The organism is Mariniflexile sp. AS56 (assembly GCF_030552475.1).
Lineage (GTDB): Bacteria > Bacteroidota > Bacteroidia > Flavobacteriales > Flavobacteriaceae > Mariniflexile.
The window spans coordinates 49,231-67,961 of sequence record NZ_JAUPED010000010.1; the positions used below are offsets into that span (position 1 = coordinate 49,231).

The following is an 18,731-nucleotide window of genomic DNA, read 5'->3' on the forward strand; positions in this document are numbered from 1 at the left end:
GTTCGTTTTCGACTAAACAAAAAATCCAAAGCTTGTTATTATTGAGGCTTTGGATTTTTAATGGCGATTTGTTTTTCTAATATGTTTTATTAAATAAAGCAATCAGTTCATTTACAGTTTTAGGGTTTTGTGCCGCAATATTAACCGTTTCGTTAGGGTCGTTGGCATGATCAAAAAGCTCAACAAAAAGTGGTGTGTCATCAGGAAATCGTCTGTCTTTCCAAATAATAATGCGGTATTTATCAGTACGCATGGCATAACCCATCACAAACTTCTCGAAGGTTTTACGATTCCATTTATCACCCATTTGCGCTTCTATTTTGGCTTCAATTTTTTCAATTAAAGGCATAAAAAACGAGTTTCTAAAAGGTGGAGTAAAAGGTCGTGCCGCCCATTCGCGCAATGCAGGTGTGGGGAAAACACTAAATGCAGGTTTACTTGATTGTAAACTTGGCTTTTTAAGTATTGAAACCAAACTGTTTCCTTCTAAATGTTCAGGTTGTTTTAAGCCCGTTAAATCGCATAAAGTTGGAAATACATCAACGAGTTCCACCAAGGCATCCGATTGTTGCCCTTTTACTTTATCGGTTACTCCAGGTGCTACGATAATAAATGGTACGCGGGTAGCCATTTCATAATTAGTTGCTTTTCCCCAATAGCCCATTTCGCCTAAGTTAAATCCGTGGTCGGACCATAATACAATAATGGTGTTATCATATTGACCAGAATCCTTCAAAGCTTGAACCATTTTACCTATTTGAGCATCAATATAACTAACACAGGCATAGTAGCCATGACGCAGTTTTCTTTGCAGTTCTGGCGAGAATTCGGCTGTTTTTGGCATATCGGCACCCACACGAACTTCTAAAGATTCTGACAAACCCATAGACGCACCATCTTTTGGAGGATTTACTTGGGTAGCAATAGGGATACTTGATTCTTCATACATATCCCAATATTTTTTAGGAGCAATCCAGTCTAAATGAGGCTTTAATAGTCCCAATCCGAGAAACCAAGGTTTATCGCTTTTAACCATTTCATTAAGTGTGGCTATTGCAGATAAAGTGTTGTAGCCGTCTTCATAAGTTTCGTCTGGCACATCGGCACATTCGGTTTCAGGACCTTTGGCCAGCCAATTTTCACGGATTACTTTTTCACCGTATTTTTCTTCTAATGCAATTTTGTTTTTTAAGTACATCAATTGGTTTTCAGGAAGTGCGTAACCACCATCAGTTTCTGGTACGTTTGGACCTACTTTCACTTTTACAGCTTTTCTACTCCACGACATTTCTTCGTCTGTGTATTGACCATGAAACACTTTTCCCGTATAAACTGTTTCATAACCATTGTTCTTTAAGTGTTGAGGAATGGTTATAATACTAGGTCGGTTTTCTCTAAAATCTTGAAACAAATCAATAACATTAATGGTTTCTGGTCGAGCTCCTGTCATGATACTGGCTCTAGATGGTCCGCAAATAGCTTGTTGGCAATAGGCACGATTAAATTGTACACCCGAGCTAGAAAGCTTATCTATATTAGGTGATTTTACTATTTCTGAACCATAAGAACCTAATTCGCCTCTTAAATCATCAATAGCGATAAACAAAATATTCGGTTGTTTTTTCTTTTGTGAAAAACCATTGAATGAAAGAATAAATGTAAAAGTGAAAAGAAAAATTATATGGATGTTTTTCATTATATAAAAGTTTGAATAATTCTTTGTTCCGGATTTAATTAAGATTAAAATATTCAAATTACCAATATTTATTTAAAAAAAACTTCTTTAATATTATCTTTTGTTAAAGATATTTTACCCATAATTGGTTTCGTTTAATGAAAGATTGGGGTAATGGGTAAAATTGCATTAATAGTGGGTAAATTTCAATTAACGGGAAGTGGTTTTATGTTTTTACTTAGCAAACGGGTAAAAAACACATTATAACCAAATGAAAATTATTTACACTTGCTTTCTTATTATTATAAATTTTGGTGTTTTTGCCCAATCAAATCCAGAAGTGTCCATTATTAATAATTATAATAATTGGGGATGGGATAATGTTCATGTTACCAAAAATAAATTTATAAGTATTGCGGTAGTTCCAGATGCCGCGGGAAGGATTTTAGAATTTAATTTAGGCAACGTTTCTTCTCTGTGGATAAACCCGAAGCTTTTAGGAAAATCTTATTTGCCGAATGATGAAGTTAAGCAAGATGAGTGGCGTAATTTTGGTGGGTATAGGTTGGTGCCAATACCCGTTGATAATTGTGCAATAAACGATAATGGCGAAAAAACAAGGCGCTGGCCACCTCCTGCTACCATAGGAGATAGTCCTTATTATGTAGAAATTTCAACAAATAATGAAGGCCAACAAACCATCAATGTAACTTCAGGTATTCAAAATTTGCCAGTTCCGGTTTATGATTATCAATCAAAATCATTTAGTAGTGTAAATAAAATTGAGGAGCAACTTCAATATAAGCGCAGTCTCCATATTGAAGATGGTAAAAGTTTGGCTTTTATAAAACACACACTTCAGAATAAAGGTTTAAATACGATTGAAAGAGGTCTTAAAATCACAAGTCAGCATCCTTCAAGAAGCAACCCCGATTTAGAGGATGGCGAAAATTTTTTAGCATATATTCCTTTTAATGAAAATCTTAAACTCCCTGATGGGGAACAGTTTGAAATTACAACAACCCCACAAAACCGCTGGAATTTTATTAATAAAAATCGGTTTCCAATTGATAAGAATAATCAAGAGCATTTAGAAAAATATTTTAACACTGGCACCAATTGGAAAGGCGAGGTAGCACCTGGTATTTTTGAGTTGCATTACGATTATAATTTAATGGCAGGGTTTCGAATGATAGCATCAAAATCGTGGATTTGTTATGTGAATAAACTCGAACAAACCGCATTTGTAAAGATTTTTGAGCCTTATGACAAAACGATAAATTATGAATATGGTGTTAATGCTGAAATTTATAACAGCGGTTTGGAAACAGGATATTTGGAAACCGAAATTAAAACACCTATTTACAAATTAAAAGCTAATGAGTATTTCGATTATAATGAAATCCAAGGGGCTGCTAAAATAAATTCATTGCCAATACTTGATGTTAACAAAACTGGAATCATCACCAAGCATATGAATTTTAATAATAAAACTAAATCGTTGAGTGGGGAATATGGGGTTTTTATTGAAGGCAAGGCAATCCTTCATGTGAAAAATGAATCTGGAGAAGTTACCCAAATCATTGATTTGGGTAAAGTAAACCCGTTAGAAGCTTTTTCTTTTAAAATGACCATAAAAATAGATTCAAGCTTCCAAACATTGGAGCTCTGTATTAAGGACACAGCCGATAATATATATCTATTAGACACTTACAATTCAAATAAAATATAATTTTTTATAAATGAGATATCTCATCCTTACCATCGTTTTGTTTTCAAGTTTAATAAACGCCCAAGAAAACCATATCATTGAGCTTCAAAATCAAATTAAATTTAGTGAAGCAAATTCAAAAATAATACCTCTTGAAGCCCGTTCGCGCAGAAAATTTGACAACGCAGTAATTGCAGATTTGGACCAAGATGGTTATTTAGATTTACTTCTCACCGATCATGCTCGAAGAGTCGAAATATTCTGGAATAACAAAGGTACTTATATTAATGGTAAGCCATTTATTTTGGGAGATACTCATGGTTTAGCTGTTGGGGATTATAATCAAAATGGACTTATTGATATTTTGGTGCAACCAGGAGGTGGAAATGGCGCGAAGCCAAGTAAAACGCTGTCGTTTCAGGTTAATTTAGATAGAACGATACAAGGCGGTGAAGCTTTTTCACATTTTGAAGGCAGCAGAGGTAGAGCCGTTAAATTTGTTGACATGAATAAAGATGGCGTGATGGATTTAGTGACGTCCTCATTTCCAGGTGGAACCAAGCTAAATCATGCGCACTTTTTGTATGAAGCAAATAAAGACTTGCAATTTGAGTTTAACAAATACCTACCAACTGCTGATGCTTTTAATATGCGTACTTTATTAACGGATTTTAATAATGACGATATTACAGATATCTTGTTTTATGGAGGCAAAAAAATATTAGCTCTTAAAGGAAATGGTGTGAACGATTTTGAAGATGTATCTGAACTAGTTTTAGGTGACATCTCAAATACTGAGAATGTAAATAGTATTTCTGAAATTGATTTTGATAACGATGGTGATTTAGACTTGTTTTTAACGCGCTCTAAAGAACCCTTTGATTCAGAAAGTGATTACGATGAAAACACTAAAACCTTCTACTTTTTCGAAAGAAACAAACCTTTTCTGTATGACAATCTAAAAATAAAAGGCGATTTCAAATTAGAAAACCTTCAAATGGCATTTCCGCATTTTGATGTTTTTATTGGTGCTAATAAAAAATTGTTCGAACGTAAAGAAGATAAGCACGGACAGCATGATTTTACCCTAACTCAAGAAGAAGCAAAAGGGTGGCCAACAGACAAATCAAAAAAAGGAATATACATAGGGTATTTAGGTGATGGTTATTGGCGTATTGAAGGCGATACAGATGCTGCAAACTCTGCAGTAATACATAATGTTATAGAAAAGCCAAAGGTTGTTATACTTGAGGATATGCCTGCAAAATTGTTAGAAAATAGAAATGGTGTTTTCGTAGATGTTAGTATTAAATATGGAATCAATATTTCTGAGCAAACCACGAGTTCCGCAATTGGTGATTTTAATAATGATGGATGGGACGATATTTTTGTGGTACGTTATGGACATTCCGCAAGTGAAATTGACCAATTTTTATATCGTAATGATAAAGGAAAGAAATTTGTAGGTTCAGAAAATCATGGAATCATTAGAAATGAATTAGGTGCCACAGGAATGGGCGCTGATGCTTTTGATTATGATAAAGACGGCGATCTAGATATAATTTATGCCAACGAAAGAGGTAGATGGCATTTGTTCACAAATAACACGATCTCTAAAAATAATTACTTACAAGTAAATATAGGTAATTCGCCATCAGGAAAAGCGACCGCTGTGGGAGCATCACTATTAATTAGAGCTTGTAATGGTACATATAAACGTATTGTAGGCGCTTCGTCTTCACCATATTCACATAGTTTTAATACGTATATACACGTTGGGCTAGGTGAATGTGACCAAGTTGAAGAAGCTGTAGTCACTTGGAGTAATGGAGAAAATCAAAGTTTAACATTAACAGGAATTAACAAAATATATCAAGCAGGTAAATTTTTGATATTTTAATAAACAACTAAATAATAAAGATGAAAACTAAAAAAAGTAATCAAAAATCATTAGTATCGAAATTCTTTTTAGGTCTCCTATTAATTGCGGCATTCTCATTTATAGGTTGTAAAAATGAACCTGTAACTCTGGAAGAAGAGGCATTGCGAAAAATAAGCAATCTTGAGTCTTTAATGGAAGAGGCTCGGTCAAAATCTATTGATGTCACTAGAGAAGAGACGGTACTATGGTTTTCAAAGGAATTTTTAAAATTTGCCAATTGGGATGAGTCCAATAAAGATGCTGTTGCAAAGTTGTTTGGATATGAGCGCTATTATGCTGATAAAAAAGATCAAATGGCCGAAGAATTGCCTGATTTTGAACGTAAAAAAGTAATTCAAATATTGGATAAAGGTATAGAAGCATTAAATAAGGAGCTTAGTGGCGAAACTACACGTCGTCCTGTGAACAAAGTAGATTGGCAAAATACTAAAGCTGGAGATAACATGTTTGTAAGCAATGGTAAACCTTCTTTTCCATATGATTACTTTTCAAAAACGGTAGGACAACCTTTAACTAATAAATCTGTTTATAATGATCACTTAGGGGCCATTTATCATGGTGGTGAGAACCTATATCCAGTGGACCATGACCGTGCCATTAACTCTTTTTTATTAAAAGAAGATGGAACCTTTGATGAGGAACTTATGAAGGAACTTACGGGTATTCCAGATACCAATATAGGGTTCCTAATTTATTGGTCTATGGGTATTCCAGAGTGGGTTGAAGCCAAAGAGCCAGAAATAAGAAAAGGACGTTCCTTGTTTACTGGTTTTGATATTGATAACCCATTGGCAAGAGACCTGTGGGGTAAAATTATCCGTCGCACGGGAGAATTGACAAAAGGTAAAAAAGTGACGGAACTAGGATATATTTTTGCTAACGAGCCACACTGGTTTTCAGAAAAAGATCACTGGACTTACAAGTATAAAGAGATGAATGGGATATCATCATACACTCTTAATAATTTCAAGTCATGGTTGAAAAATAAATACAACGGTAATATTAAAACGCTAAATTCAAATTGGAACACTTCATTTACTAGTTTCAATAATGTGAATATAGAAATCCCAATAGATACGGCATTACAAGGTAAACCTATCTGGTTTGATTGGAACCGTTATAATATGGATAGAGTTACAAATTGGTTCAAATTTAATCAAGATGAATTACATGCCGTAAACCCTGAAGCAGATACTCATATTAAATTATTCCCACGTACATTTTATGAGGATTCACGTTCTCATGGGATGGACTTTGAAGCCCTTACTGAATTAACTACTATGATTGGTCATGATGCCAAAGCTTTAGGTGGCCCAAGTATTAGACCGCAGATAAAGTCTGATTGGGTTGAGCAATACGCCTACAAGTGGGATGGGATGGCTATTTTACAAGATTTTTTAGAGTCTGTTGGTCCAAATAAAATCAATGTAAATTCTGAATCTCACTTTCTTTCATCAGGTATGTGGAGAGATATGGACGCACGCACTAGTTACGTTCGTAATGTTTATTGGTTATCAACCTTAATGGGTATGGATGCCAATATGGGATGGTTTTGGGCAAGAGATCCCGATGGTTCTCCAGAAGATAGATTGGAAGGTGAACTTAATTTCTTTGATCCAGGTTTAGGTGGTGCTTATGCTGGTTCAAACAACATGCAACCTCATATAGCTAACGAAGTGACTCAGGTTATGTATGACTTAAATACCTTTTCTGAAGAAATAGTAAAGCTTCGCGAACAACCTCGTCCGTTACGATTATTCTATTCTGAAACCTCTGCCATTAATACATCCAATTATATGACGAAAACAGGAAAGCTATATGAGTCCTTGTTTTTTGAAGGCTTGCCGTTAGGTTTCGTTACTAAAAATATCATTGAAAAACAAGATAATAGTATTTGGAATACTGTGGTTGTTTATAATACAAAATATGTAACCAATGCTGAATTTAATGCGTTGCAGTCTTATTTGAATAATGGAGGTAAAGTAATTCTTGATTCTTCTGAAAGCTTATCAATGAACGAATATGGGCAAAAAAGAAATAAGAAATTAACCTCAGGTAAAGGCAAACTTATAGTTTTAGAAGATGCAGATATTTCAAAAATAAAAAAGATAGCACTAGCTGAAGTAGCAGGTCAGATGCCTGAAGTGATTATTGAATCTGATAACGGCAAGGACTTCAAAACAACAATTTCGAGAGTTGTTAAGCAAGAAAATGGTACTTACTTGCTTAATTTACTTAATGTAGGCAACGATGCCACTAAGATTAAATTGTCTTTAAAATCAGGAGCACCAGTAACTATTAAAAATTTAATAACATCCAATTCTGTTGATTCTGATTTTAACTTAGCATCAGAAGAAGTGTTGTTACTAGAAATAAAATAAGTATGAATCGAGTTATTTGCTTACTAATAATCATCGCTCTTTTTTCTTGTAAAGAACAGCAAGTTTTGCAAAAGAAAAAACCGAACATCCTTTTTATAACTATTGACGATTTACGTCCGGAATTAGGTTGTTATGGGTCTGATATTGCAATAAGTCCGAATCTAGACAAGTTAGCTAGTGAAGGTTTATTATTTAATAAAGCCTATTGTCAACAAGCTATTTGTGGTCCTTCAAGGGCAAGTTTGTTAACAGGAATTCGTCCTGAAACCAGCGGCGTTTTCCATAATTACATCAAATTTAGGGAAGCCAATCCCGATGTGGTAACCTTGCCGCAAATGTTTAAAGAAAATGGTTATGAAACTGTCTATACAGGTAAAATATTCCACCATGGCGATTTAGATGATGAATTGTCTTGGAGCAGAAAACCTGCTGTAGATAGCATGACAGTTAAAGGTGTAAAAGAACCCGGTGGATTTGCGTTACAAGAAAATATTGAAGCCACGGAGCGACAACGAAAGTTAATGATTGAAAAATATGGTGACGTCGCAAAATTTGGTTTAGCCAGTGGTCCAGCATACGAAGGTGCCGATGTTCCAGACAATGGTTATATAGATGGCTACAATACAGAATTGGCCATTGAGACCATGAAAGAGATGGCGGCAAATGGAGATAAACCTTTTTTCTTGGGACTAGGCTTTAATAAGCCGCATTTAAACTGGACAGCTCCAAAAAAGTATTGGGATTTATATGACCGAGATAAAATTAATATAACTGCACAAGATACCATGCCATATCACGGTGCTCAAATGGGCTTACATCCTTCTTTCGAATTGCGTGTACGTGATGGTATTCCAAAGGTAGGGTCTATTGATTTGGAACTTGCCAAAACATTAAAACATGCCTATTTAGCTTGTGTGAGTTATGTAGATGCACAAATTGGAAGAATGATTGAAGCTTTAGATGAAGCTGGACTTCGAGAAAATACTATTATTGTGGTTTGGAGTGACCATGGTTGGCATTTAGGAGATATGGGCATTTGGGGAAAAGCCACCAATTACGAAATTGCTACACGAGTACCAATGATGATTTTGACACCCAATATGCCAAAAGAAACTCGTGGAAAAAAAACAGATGCTTTAGTGGAATTGGTAGATATATATCCTACTTTATGTGATATAGCAGGTTTACAAATACCAAAAACTGTTGAAGGATATAGCTTTAAAGAATTAATTAAAGACCCAAACAAAACTTGGAAAACGGCTGCATTTAGTCAATTTCCAACACCGGCTTTGCGTGAATGGGGTGCTTATCCTTTACGACCTGCCATGAGAGAAACCTATTTCGGACCTCTTATTGAAGAAGTTGAAGGTCGAATTATTGAACAGCAAAAAGAAAAATGGAATCGCGACATGTTCGAAAACACGTTGATGGGTTATGCGATGCGTACCGAACAATATCGTTTTATAGTTTGGAAAGACAGAGCACATCTTGAAAAGGAACCGATTTTCATCGAATTGTATGACCATAGAAAGGATCCATTGGAAACGGTAAATATTGCAGATAAAAACCCAGATTTGGTTACCAAATTAATGATTCAGTTTGTTAAAGGATGGAAAGGTAATCTGCCAAAAAGCAAACACGAAATAACCAACTAAGTAATAAAACACTATTAAACTTTTTAAGACATGCAAAGACGAGATTTTTTTAAAAAAGGAACAACAGCGGCGATAGCTGCTGGTGTCATTCCATTAGTTGCCAGTTCTTGTGCAAGTACTCAGGATGTCGTTTACGATAGGAAATTAGATAAATGGTATCATCTTGGTACAGGAAAGACGGGTATGCCTTCTAGAAAAAAAACAATTGGTTATGATGTTGCTGTTATAGGTGGTGGTGCAGCTGGAATTTGTGCAGCCGTTGCCGCAGCTCGTAATGGTTCTAAAACCGTTTTAGTGCAAGATAGACCAGTGTTAGGAGGTAACGCATCAAGTGAAATGCGTGTACACTTAAATGGTGTAAATCAACTTAATAATGGCGAAGCAGAACGTGAAACTGGTATTATAGAAGAAATGCTTTTGCATAATCGTTTTGAAAATGAACAAGAATCTTTTCCTATTTTCGACCATGTATTGTATGATTTTGTAGTAAGAGAGCCCAATTTAACCTTGATGTTAAATACTCAAGCTGTAGATGCTGAAATGAAAGGTGATATAATAAAATCTGCCTTGTGTTGGCAAGCTACAACTGAAATTCTTTATACTATTAATGCGCATATATTTATTGATTGCTCAGGTGATGGATTATTAGCAGCAACTTCAGGCGCTGAATATAGAACGGGAAGAGAAGGAAAAGCAGAGTTTAATGAAACCTACGCCCCAGATGAGCCAGATGGGTGGCAAATGGGAGCTACACTTTTGATGTCTTCAAAAGACATGGGTCGGCCTATAAAATATAGTCCACCATCTTATGTTATAAAATACACTCACGAAGGCGCAAGTCTAAAACGAAAATTTGCAGGTTATCATGAAGGTATTTGGTGGATTGAAGTAGGTAGTGAAGGAGATATTATAGCTGATTTTGAGGTGAATAGGCATAAATTAATGGGTTATTTACATGGAGTTTGGGATTATATTAAAAACTCAGGAAAATTCCCTGAAGCTGAAAATTTAGCACTAGATTGGGTAGGCTCATTACCTGGAAGAAGAGAATCCCGAAGATTTATTGGCGATTATATTGTTTCTGAAAAAGACATGACTGAATATAAGCAGTTTGAAGATGCCATCGCTTTTGGTGGTTGGTCTTTAGACGAACATAATCCGGGAGGAATCGAAAATATTTCAGAGCCACCAAGTTATTTTCATCATCATTTTGATGAAGTATATCAGTTTCCTTTTAGAGCTTTGTACTCTAAAAATGTATCTAATTTAATGTTTGCTGGTCGAAATGTAAGTCAAACACATATTGCACTCTCATCTTCAAGAATTATGGCAACTTGTGCCTTAATGGGGCAAGCTGTAGGAACAGCGGCAACTATTTGTAATAAGAAAAATATATTGCCTAGAGAAGTAGCTCAAAAACATATTAATGAACTTCAAGAACAAATAATGAGAGATGACGTTTTTATCCCAAAACGTCCAGCTAATGACCCAAATGATTTAGCAAGAAAAGCTAATTTAATTTTTGGTTCAACAACACTATCTGGTGATGCTAAAAACTTAACTAATGGTATATCAAGAGATATAGATGGTGCAATTAACCATTGGCAATCTGATGGATTATCTGCCGAACTTCAATTGGAATGGGAATTGCCAATAGCACTTTCATCAGTAGAGATAAAGTGCGATACCAATGTAAAGCGGAACATCATGATGCGTAAAGATAGTAGAAATGACGATCTTTATGGTAATGCTATTCCCCCTGAAATGTTGAAATCTTTAAGTTTGGAAGGGCGTGTAAATGGTGTTTGGCAAAATATTGGAGATATTAAAGAAAACCGTACACGTTTGATAAAATTTAAGTTTGATAGCATGAATGTTACGGCCATTAGGGTAAAAATGACAGAAACTTATGGTGCCGAACATGTGAAATTATTCGAGATACGTTGTTATGCTTAGTAAACTGAATATTGTCATTATTTTAACATTTCCTTTTTGGATATTTTTCCAAAGTGGCAGTGATGTTTCCAATAATTACGATATTAAAATTCAGCACACATTTTATGTTAACCATCCAGGGGAAAAAGAACCTATGGAAGTCGTTCTCATAGAAATTCAAAATAAAGACAGCCTTCCTATTCAATATTATATGGATGTGAAATCCGTGATTTGTTTAGAGCAGGTTTGCAAGGTTATTCCTGTTCGAATTTTTTGGAATAATATTGGCGAATATCAAAACTATAAGCTAAAAGAAGGAGCCACCCTCGAAAAATATGAAGCCGATTTGTTTGAGTCCGAAGATTATGTGAAACTTCAATCTATTCTTTCCAATAAAAATTCGCCATTTAAAGAGGTGAAATTGGATGAGGTTTTAACCGTTGTTGATGAAACAGATTTTGAAGACGTTGATGCGGTTTCTGGCGCTACGGCCTTGGAACTTAATGAAAATGACACGGTAGCCGGAGCAGCATTAACCTGTTATACCTTGTGGCATTGGGCAAATGGAAATATGGTTGCTCTTATAAAAAAGAATACAACAGAAACTGTATCTAATGAACAACTTTTAGATTTTCTGAATGAAAAAAATAAGGATTATTATTTATTAGCACTAAATGAATTAACCAAACGAAAAGTTTATGGAGAAGACTTTACAAATGCTGTTTTAAATCGTGTTTTTAAGGATGCGAATTTATTAAGAGCCTCTTTTAAATATATTGAAACAGCTCCCAAAAGTATATACTTTTCAGTAGTGAAAAATATTTTCGAAAGAGGAGGGCAGGAACAAAAAATTGCAGCTATAAAATCGCTTCATGCTAGTCCGTTTGAAATATCAAAAGCGTATTTAGATTTATTTTGTGTTCAGATACCTAATTTAAAATCATTTCAAGAAGTGATGGTGTTTTTAGAATTGATGCAAAGTAGAAATGCAAACTCAACTAAAGTAATAGATTGTACAATTCCATTATTGGACGCGAATTTTTTAATAGCACGTCGAACTTATTGGTTTCTAATTAATGAAAATTTGGATACACTGCAACAGCAAAAAGTAGAGGCGTTTTATATAAAAAATAAAGACAAATTGTAACCTTAGCGTTTAACAATATGATAAGTTTTTTAGTAATTATTTTAATTTTAGTTTTAGGTTGTTTTGTTTATGGCAACCATATTGAAAAAAAATTTGGGAAGGATCCCAATCGTGAAATGCCTGCTAGAAAAGAGTGATTTTTACTAAATAAAAAAGGTAATTCTGATTCTGTTTATGATAAAAATGAAATCAAAAAGGAAGGGTTTAATATGTAATTTCGTTTCCGTATTAATTTTTGAAAATATTTCAATTCAAATATAATTTAAGAACCATGATTAATAAAAGTATCAATAATTGTTTGATTTTGTCAATAGTATTGCTGTTTGCATGTTGTTCAGGCGTGAAAAGTCAATCAGTAAAATCAAGTGATGCCCAAACTTCAAGACCTAATATTATTGTTGTTATGACGGACGATATGGGCTATGCCGATGTAGGTTTTAATGGATCAAAAGATATCATCACTCCTGAAATTGATAAATTGGCAAACGGAGGCACTATTTGTACATCTGCTTATGTAGCACATTCATTTTGCGGACCAAGTAGAGCTGCTTTATTAACGGGTAGATATCCACATGAATTTGGGTCTCAATTTAATTTACCTGCTAATAGTGAGGAAAGCGTTGGAGAGGGAATTCCATTAAGTGAAAAATTTTTAAGTTCAGTACTACAAGAATCGGGTTATCGTACAGGTGTGATTGGAAAATGGCATTTAGGGGCGGTTGAAGGATATGAACCAAAAGATAGAGGATTCGATGATTTTTATGGTTTTCTTGGAGGCGGACATAACTATTTTCCCGAAGATTATGTTACAAAATATAACCAGCAAAAAGCTGCGGGAAACAAACATATTTGGGAATACTTAACACCATTACAACGCAATGGTGTTGAGGTTGAGGAAGATGAATATTTAACAGATGAACTTTCAGATGATGCAGTTCGTTTTGTATCTGATTCTTCAAAAAATGATAAACCATTTTTTTTGTATTTAGCATACAACGCACCACACACACCTTTGGAAGCTAAAGAAGATGATATGCAGAAATTTGATCATATTAAAGATAAAGCAAGACGCACTTATGCTGCAATGGTGTACGCTGTAGATAGAGGTGTTGGGGAATTAGTTGCAGCATTAAAAGCGACAAATCAATATGACAATACGTTAATCGTTTTTTTAAGTGATAATGGAGGAAGAACTGACCAAGGAGCAAATAATTATCCTCTTAAAGGTGTAAAAGGAGACACTTATGAAGGTGGTTTCCGTGTGCCTATGTTCTTTCATTGGCCAAACAAAATTCCTGCTGGTAAAAAGTTTGATTACCCGGTTACAGCCTTAGATTTCTATCCAACATTTGCCAGTATTGCAAATGCTAAAATTCCTCAAGACAAACAACTTGATGGTAAAAATATTTTGAATGATTTAGTTAAAGGGGAAAACCCACGCAAAGGAGAAATGATATTTGCTATGCGCCATCGTAATGGTTTTTCTGATGTTGGTGTTAGAGAAGATGAATGGAAAGCTACGAAAGCATATAATAGCCCATGGAAGCTTTATAATATTAATAAAGATATGGGTGAAACAACAGACTTAAGTAAACAAAATCCAGAGCAATTAAAATCCATGGTATTAGGTGCTCAAATGTGGAGTAAAAAACACACAGAACCAAGATGGTTTGACCCAGAAAGTTTAAGAGAAATTTGGAAAGAAAAGAAAATGGGTGAGTTTATAAATACATTTAAAATTTCAAATTAGTTCATTTAAAGTAAAAACGAATTAATTGTAATAATATAAACACCAGTAGCGAACAGCTTTGTTTACTACTGGTGTTTTTTTGTTTTGTAATAAATTTATTTGTAATTATTTGAGGAGGTTAAGGGATATTTCGTTTTAAAAGGGTAAAAATCAATAATTCATGGGTAAATCTTCAAGGTCATTTTAGAAGCATGCATTTTATCTTTACAAAAAAAGTGTATGCATAAAATTACCCTACAATTTACAAAATTTAATTCCGCAAAAAATCTCTATTTCATTGTAGGGTTTTTTGCGTTATTTATCCAAGTGTCCAAGGCGCAAGTATATCCGATGTCAGACCCAACGAATAGTGGGAATTGGACAATAAACACTATTATAAGTGATGAGTTTGATGCTTCAGTTTTAAATGAAAACAAATGGCTTATTCAAGGAAGAAATGGTGTTTTCCAATCCAATTTTAAAGGACGAGCACCTTCTCAGTTTTCAACAAACAATGTTCGATTAGAAGATGGAAAACTTAAATTAGAAACCCGATGGGAGCCTAGTTACGCATTTTCGCCTTCTGTTGACGCTGTTGGCGATCCTTATGAAAATATTACAACTGCCGCTGTTATTGCTAAAAATGAATTCGTTTATGGCTATTTGGAAGTTAAATGTAAAGCTGCTGATGCCGAAGTAACCAGTTCTTTTTGGGCCACAGGCAATAATACAGAATTTGATTTTTTCGAATTTTTTGGCGACCATAGACAAACGAATAAGTTATGGAAGGATAAAGAACTTTGGTGGTCTATACACGATTGGAGTTCTGCAGGTAATGGTAGAACCACATACACTGAAAGCCATGATTTAGGATTTCGCGTAGCCGATGCGTTTCATACTTATGGTTTTGATTGGAGTATTGATGGTGTTAAAATTTATATTGATGGTATTTTATTTAGAGATGTACCCAGAACAGTTATTAATGCCTATAACGATGTTGCAAATAATAATGGTGGTAATGGAGCGAATGAAAATTATGTAGTGACCAAGCCAATAAAACTATGGTTTGATCAAGAAACTTTTCCATGGCATGGTGTGCCAACAAGTTTAGCCGATTTAGAATTAAACAGTCCAGCAGAAAAAAAAGATGATGGGGTTGTGGATTTTGAAATTGAATACTTAAGAGTGTGGCAAAAGGGAACATTAAGTTTAGATGATAAATATTCAAGTTTAAATAACACTAAAATCTTTCCGAATCCTTTTGACAGCAACAAATTTGAAGATTTGTATATATCCACGCCACGTGATTGTCAAATTTTAATATATAATGTTGCTGGTGTAGAATTAATTAATGTTGTTAAAACAATGGAGCCTTTTAAAGTGTCTGTTTCCAATTTACGATCAGGATTTTACGTCGTTGTGATAAAATCTGGAGACATCATAGAAACAAAAAAACTTATTATCAACTAAAACTTATAACTACAAAACAATTTTAAATGAAGTATATGATATCTAAAAAACTACAAACGTATTTATTAGTGGCGCTTTGTATGGTTCCAGTAACTCAAGTTATTGGTCAAACCCAAGGAACAAGACCTAATATTATTGTTATTTTAGCCGACGATTTGGGTTATGGCGATGTAGGTTTTAATAGAAGTGCCAGTTTTCCAACAGATTTGGGAGTAATACCTACGCCAAATATTGATCAATTAGCTAACAACAGTATTATTCTTGGAAATGCCCATGTTGCACATCCCTTTTGTGGCCCTAGTAGAGCCGCTTTGTTAACAGGCATGTATCCTCATAGAATAGGAGCACAATATAATTTACCTAACGATATTACCTCTACCTTAGGAATTCCAACCAATGAAACTTTTTTTTCAAATTTACTTCAAGATAGTGGTTATAATACGGCAGCATTCGGTAAATGGCATTTAGGATTTGCTGAAGGTTCTTATCAACCCTTAGATAGAGGTTTCGATTATTTCTTTGGATTTTTAGGAGGAGGAAAGGGCTATTTTGAAAACGGTTATGAAGATGCGTTTTACAGAAGACTTGGTAGTGCCAACCCTGTAACCAACGAATATCAAGATCCATTACAAAGAAATAGAAATTATGTAGCTGAATCTGAATTTAGCGATGCAGAGAATGAAGATTATTTAACAGATATTCTCACAGATGATGCGATCAATTATTTCAACAATAATAAAAATCAAACAGATCCATTTTTTATGTATTTGGCTTATAATGCACCGCATACACCATTGGAAGCCATAGCATCTGAAATTGCTCAGTTTAAAATTGATAATCCAAATTTTGAGGACTTAGTTCGTAATAGTACCTACATTACAGAATCGAATCAAGTAACTAAATGGCCTTTGGAAGAGCAACCACAAAAAATTGAAGAGTTTGTTCAAGATCGTATTACGTATGCAACAATGGTGTCTAATTTAGATAAAAACATTGGCAGACTGGTTACAGAAATGAAAAAGGATATCAATGTGTATAATAACACGGTTATTATATTTTTAAGTGATAATGGCGGTTATACATACAGTAAAGGTGCAGTAAATTATCCGCTTGATGCTTTAAAAGGAAGCGTTTTAGAAGGCGGTCACAAAGTACCAATGTTTGTGCATTGGCCAGATAAAATTTCAACCAAAACCAATTACGATTACCAAATTAGCGCATTAGATTTATACCCAACATTGGTTAATTTAGCTGGAGCCACTGTTCCTCCTAATAAAATTATTGATGGAAAAGACTTTATGGATAAGCTTATTACTGGTGAAGAATTAAGACCTAATGGAGAACCTATTTATATTGTGAGACCACAAAATGGGTTTCAAAATGGTGCGATTATGTCCTATCCATGGAAAATTGTTAAAACTGGTGGTAGCGGTAATTGGAAACTATATAATATAATTAACGATCCTGGGGAAACCTCAGATGTTAGAGCTTCAGAACCTAATGCCGAAACAATTATTCAAAACCTTTTAGATTATGCAGTTGCTTGGGCAAAAGATTTTAAGGATGTAAAACCAGCTTGGTATGATAATGATGATGGTGGAAATGGGCATCCACATTCAGCATTGTGGGATGATGGAACATTACCAGCTTATGATCTACTTTTTGAAAGTTCAGAATTGTTATTAGACAGTGAATTAAACAAAATAAGCATCACAGGAATTACAGATGCCGTTGAAGGAATAACAGATGGTAAATTCAAAGTAAGTTTACCAGATGGCGTTTTAGCATCTCAAGATATTACAATTATTTATTCAGTAAGTGGAGATGCTACAAATGGCACAGATTATACCGCTCTGTCTGGTTCAATTACTATTTTAAATGGTACAAATTATTCTGAAATAACCATACAAGCCACAACAGATGGTATAAATGAAATTAGTGAAGCAGTAACCATTACTTTACAATCAACAAACTTTGGATCGGTGAACGTAACCCCTGTAAATATCAATGTTTTTGATGTTATTGTTCCCACATCTTTAACAGCGGGAGATATTGCTATTGTTGGTTTTAAAGCAGAATCAGGAAATAAAGGTGCTATTGCTTTTATGTTGTTAAAAGACATAAGTGCCACTACAAAAATGTCATTTTCGAACAGATCTTGGATGGGTTCTCAAGATGGTTGGACGGGAAGTTACAGTATAGATGATGTTTGGACTTGGACAGCGGGAGAGCCTTTTTTAAGTGGAACTATCTTAAAATTAGATTCAGATGGTTTAGTAAAACAAATAAAAAATGATGTAGAGATTATTGTTGGATCTACAGTTCATAATATTTTGGGCAAAGACGATGGTGGTACAGATGATGATTCCGATTTCGATCTTTCACCTGCTGGAGATACTGTATTAATATATCAAGCTCCTGAACCTTTTTCAGAACTTACATCGGGAACAGATTTAGGTTGGATAACGGGGTTAAATACTAATTCTACGCTTTGGGGCGATGGAGGCGGGAATTCCTTTTCTGCTATTCCCACGGCATTAATAGGTTTTACTATTGATGCCACAAATGGTGTGAATGCAGACATGGATAATGGTATTTATAATGCTGCTTTATCGGGCTCTCCCTCTCAATTAAGAGGAAGCATTAATAATGGTGCTAATTGGACAACTTCAGAAGATGATAATTATAATTTATGGAGTTTTAATGAAACATCAAGTGGTATTTCAGGTGATATAGGCTCTGTAGGAACTTTAGCTATTGCAGATATTTTAAAAGCGGAATTAAGTATTTTTCCAAATCCAACTTCAGATTATTTTAATATAAATTTTGATAAACCCGTAAATAAATTGGAGATAGAAATCCTATCAATGTCTGGTAAAACCATCAAAACAGTAAAAGGAACAAATACTGAAAAACCAAGAATAAAAGTATCCGATTTAGCTCAAGGTATGTATCTTTTAAGAGTGAAAGCAGATAATCATGTATGTATAGAAAAAGTTTTAAAAATTTAAAAAAATAACTAAAGAAGTTTATTATTTGCAAATTGAGAATCTTGTTTTTTTTGAAGTTTTATAAACTTCATTAAA

The 18,731-nt window shown here is 34.4% G+C and carries 10 protein-coding genes; 9 read left to right on the top strand and 1 reads right to left on the bottom strand.

Annotation, left to right across the window (positions count from 1 at the left end; all coding sequences use genetic code 11):
• Window positions 1–76 precede the first annotated feature (76 nt).
• Window positions 77–1,696 carry a sulfatase gene (locus Q5N74_RS13060; protein ID WP_304389305.1) on the bottom strand — a complete coding sequence of 540 codons (1,620 nt, stop codon included), beginning with the start codon at window positions 1,694–1,696 and terminating at the stop codon, window positions 77–79.
• 250 nt (window positions 1,697–1,946) lie between these two features.
• Between Q5N74_RS13060 and Q5N74_RS13065 the strand changes: the two genes are divergently transcribed.
• The 9 genes from Q5N74_RS13065 to Q5N74_RS13105 all read left to right on the top strand — a co-directional run bounded on the left by Q5N74_RS13065 (window position 1,947) and on the right by Q5N74_RS13105 (window position 18,656).
• The gene (locus Q5N74_RS13065; protein WP_304389308.1) at window positions 1,947–3,407 is read left to right on the top strand and encodes a hypothetical protein; all 1,461 of its coding nucleotides are present in this window, start codon (window positions 1,947–1,949) and stop codon (window positions 3,405–3,407) included.
• A 10-nt stretch (window positions 3,408–3,417) separates the two neighbouring features.
• Complete coding sequence (locus tag Q5N74_RS13070; protein WP_304389309.1) at window positions 3,418–5,286, top strand: CRTAC1 family protein; 1,869 nt, start codon at window positions 3,418–3,420, stop codon at window positions 5,284–5,286.
• 20 nt (window positions 5,287–5,306) lie between these two features.
• Complete coding sequence (locus Q5N74_RS13075; RefSeq protein WP_304389310.1) at window positions 5,307–7,709, top strand: hypothetical protein; 2,403 nt, start codon at window positions 5,307–5,309, stop codon at window positions 7,707–7,709.
• Between the two features lie 2 nt (window positions 7,710–7,711).
• Window positions 7,712–9,364 carry a sulfatase gene (locus Q5N74_RS13080; RefSeq protein ID WP_304389311.1) on the top strand — a complete coding sequence of 551 codons (1,653 nt, stop codon included), beginning with the start codon at window positions 7,712–7,714 and terminating at the stop codon, window positions 9,362–9,364.
• Window positions 9,365–9,394: 30 nt separating this feature from the next.
• Complete coding sequence (locus Q5N74_RS13085; RefSeq protein ID WP_304389312.1) at window positions 9,395–11,320, top strand: FAD-dependent oxidoreductase; 1,926 nt, start codon at window positions 9,395–9,397, stop codon at window positions 11,318–11,320.
• Complete coding sequence (locus tag Q5N74_RS13090) at window positions 11,313–12,446, top strand: hypothetical protein (RefSeq protein ID WP_304389313.1); 1,134 nt, start codon at window positions 11,313–11,315, stop codon at window positions 12,444–12,446. Before Q5N74_RS13085 ends, Q5N74_RS13090 begins: the two co-directional genes overlap by 8 nt.
• A 340-nt stretch (window positions 12,447–12,786) precedes the next feature.
• Window positions 12,787–14,196 carry a sulfatase-like hydrolase/transferase gene (locus Q5N74_RS13095; protein ID WP_304389315.1) on the top strand — a complete coding sequence of 470 codons (1,410 nt, stop codon included), beginning with the start codon at window positions 12,787–12,789 and terminating at the stop codon, window positions 14,194–14,196.
• A gap of 219 nt (window positions 14,197–14,415) precedes the next feature.
• Window positions 14,416–15,645, top strand: coding sequence for a family 16 glycosylhydrolase (locus Q5N74_RS13100; protein WP_304389317.1), 1,230 nt, complete (start codon window positions 14,416–14,418; stop codon window positions 15,643–15,645).
• Window positions 15,646–15,671: 26 nt separating this feature from the next.
• Window positions 15,672–18,656, top strand: coding sequence for a sulfatase-like hydrolase/transferase (locus Q5N74_RS13105; protein WP_304389319.1), 2,985 nt, complete (start codon window positions 15,672–15,674; stop codon window positions 18,654–18,656).
• The last annotated feature ends 75 nt before the right edge of the window (window positions 18,657–18,731 follow it).

What these genes read in the sequence shown, in the direction of transcription:
- Q5N74_RS13100 (WP_304389317.1), top strand. Translation starts at nt 14,416, where the DNA reads ATGCATAAAATTACCCTACAATTTACAAAATTTAATTCCGCAAAAAAT.
- Q5N74_RS13075 (WP_304389310.1), top strand. Translation starts at nt 5,307, where the DNA reads ATGAAAACTAAAAAAAGTAATCAAAAATCATTAGTATCGAAATTCTTT.
- Q5N74_RS13105 (WP_304389319.1), top strand. Translation starts at nt 15,672, where the DNA reads ATGAAGTATATGATATCTAAAAAACTACAAACGTATTTATTAGTGGCG.
- Q5N74_RS13065 (WP_304389308.1), top strand. Translation starts at nt 1,947, where the DNA reads ATGAAAATTATTTACACTTGCTTTCTTATTATTATAAATTTTGGTGTT.
- Q5N74_RS13080 (WP_304389311.1), top strand. Translation starts at nt 7,712, where the DNA reads ATGAATCGAGTTATTTGCTTACTAATAATCATCGCTCTTTTTTCTTGT.
- Q5N74_RS13085 (WP_304389312.1), top strand. Translation starts at nt 9,395, where the DNA reads ATGCAAAGACGAGATTTTTTTAAAAAAGGAACAACAGCGGCGATAGCT.
- Q5N74_RS13070 (WP_304389309.1), top strand. Translation starts at nt 3,418, where the DNA reads ATGAGATATCTCATCCTTACCATCGTTTTGTTTTCAAGTTTAATAAAC.
- Q5N74_RS13090 (WP_304389313.1), top strand. Translation starts at nt 11,313, where the DNA reads ATGCTTAGTAAACTGAATATTGTCATTATTTTAACATTTCCTTTTTGG.
- Q5N74_RS13060 (WP_304389305.1), bottom strand. Translation starts at nt 1,696, where the DNA reads ATGAAAAACATCCATATAATTTTTCTTTTCACTTTTACATTTATTCTT.